Raw genomic sequence first — 2049 nt, 5'->3', positions numbered from 1 at the left:
TTCGGCGAGCGCTTCGACGCTTGAGTATCTGAAACCGCATGGACCGGGCCAGATACACAGAGGTCAGGACACTCCCAAACTGATCTGTCACGATCAACAGGGCAAGGGTGCCGCGGGACGAGCGCATCCAGTGGATCAACTCTCCGTTCGCGGCTTGCTGCCATGTCGACTCGAACCGGCTGGTGATATCGGCGTCCAGCGCCGCATCCTGCTCGTACCACTTTTCTTGACCGACTTCCTTCAGCCAGTACTGCAGCACGCTCTCGATGGTTTCGTTCATTTCACTTCACCTCCACCTTTCGCATGACGCGGCGCCCGTTTTGGATCGTTGCGCCCAGCAAAGATGGGATCGGCGCGCGTGACAACCCTCAATTCAGGCCTCAATCCACGAAAAACCGCCTCCCGTTCGTTTCACCGAGCAAACGTCCGATTGCCGCATCACAGCCAGAGGGCACCGGCGACACGCAGGGCCTTGGGCCCGGATCAAGGCCCATTGCGCAAGGCAAACCAGTCGTTTAGCCTCCTTTCTGAAGGGTGTGTGCATATGTGATCACGCGGTGTGAAACGCCGCAAACGCATGGGTCCGACAATCGCGTTTGCGGCCTTGGGCTGATCTGAGGACAGCATGGATTTTTTCGGCCTACCTGAACTGATGTCCGATCTCGCCCCCGTGGTGCGGAACTTCTTCGTTTCGATGTCGCAGCCATGGCGCGTGGGGCAACTCGCGGTCATCGCCCTGTGCCTGATCGCCGGCTGGATCACGGCCAGATTTTTGACACCGCATTTCAACACATGGATGCGCGGCTTGAAACTGACGACACGGCGCGCGCGGTTCCTGATCCTGGTACGCGATCGGATCACGTGGATCGTTATGGTCGCGTTGCTATGGGCCATCGGACTTATTTTGGCTGAGATCACATGGCCTTCGCGCAGTTACCTCATCCTGTTTTCCGCACAGCTTGCGACGTTCCTGGTGGCAATTTCGATCCTGTCTCGGCTGATCCGGTCACGCCCCTTCCGTCAGATCGCGCGTTGGGCAGGCTGGATCGCGATCACCCTGATCATGTTCGGGTATTTCGATGAAGCGGTGGACTTGGCAGACCGCGCGGCCCTGACGCTGGGTGAGGCGCGCATTTCTGTTCTTCTGGTCGTTCAGGCCGTTCTGAGCATCGGCGCCACGATCATGCTGGCCTCATGGCTGTCAGGCGAGGCGCGATCGCGCCTGATGCGCAACGAGGATCTGTCGCCCTCGATGCGGGTGTTGAGCGAAAAGCTGATTACCGTCATTCTTTACGGCATCGCGCTGCTCGTCGGATTGCAGTTTGTGGGCTTTGACCTGACGACCTTCACCGTGTTGTCCGGCGCAATCGGCATCGGTATTGGATTTGGCCTGCAAAAGGTCGTGTCGAACCTGATTTCCGGCGTGATCCTGTTGCTGGACAAGTCGATCAAGCCCGGCGACGTGATCTCTCTGGGTGATACGTTCGGATGGATCAGCGGGCTGGGCGCGCGATACGTCTCCGTCGTGACGCGTGACGGGCGGGAATATCTGATCCCGAACGAGGATTTGATCACCGGCCAAGTGGTGAACTGGTCGCACAGTTCCACCCTCGTGCGGCTCGACATCAATTTCGGCGTATCCTACGAGAGCGATCCGCATCTGATCCGCAAGATCGCGGTCGCCTCGACCGCCGCTGTGGCGCGCGTGCAGTCCAACCCGGCCCCGGTGTGCCACATTACCGGTTTCGGTGACAGTTCCATAGATTTCGTGCTGCGGTTCTGGATCGACGATCCATCGGGCGGGCTGACCAACATTCGCGGCAATGTGTTTCTGGCCCTTTGGGATACGCTCAAGGAACACGATGTGGAGATCCCGTTTCCCCGCCGCGATGTGACCGTGCTGAACCGCAGCACGCCCGAAACCTTCAGTGAGGCAGAACCGAAGCCGGAGGAGTGAACGCTACGCTAGGGGGTGGACTCATTGATCAGCAATCCAGATGCGGATCGCTGCGAGCTTGATGGCTGCCAGGAAGTTCTCCGGATTTCGAT

At 59.1% G+C, this 2049-nt stretch carries 2 protein-coding genes; one reads left to right on the top strand and one right to left on the bottom strand.

All coding sequences use genetic code 11. The annotated features are described in order from the left end of the window. On the bottom strand, positions 1–280 hold a 280-nt coding region (locus H1S03_RS17330; RefSeq protein WP_185805310.1), incomplete at its 3' end, for a DUF924 family protein. Positions 281–625: 345 nt separating this feature from the next. Between H1S03_RS17330 and H1S03_RS17325 the strand changes: the two genes are divergently transcribed. Beyond that, entirely contained in the window at positions 626–1957 is a 1332-nt protein-coding gene (locus H1S03_RS17325) for a mechanosensitive ion channel family protein (RefSeq protein WP_185805309.1), read from the top strand. The last annotated feature ends 92 nt before the right edge of the window (positions 1958–2049 follow it).

Source organism: Pontivivens nitratireducens, assembly GCF_014235845.1.
Lineage (GTDB): Bacteria > Pseudomonadota > Alphaproteobacteria > Rhodobacterales > Rhodobacteraceae > Pontivivens > Pontivivens nitratireducens.
Note: the sequence above shows the minus strand (reverse complement) of the source record. Positions and strands in the feature narration are given on the sequence as shown.

Coding starts and splice junctions, on each gene's coding strand:
- H1S03_RS17325 (WP_185805309.1), top strand. CDS start 626: ATGGATTTTTTCGGCCTACCTGAACTGATGTCCGATCTCGCCCCCGTG.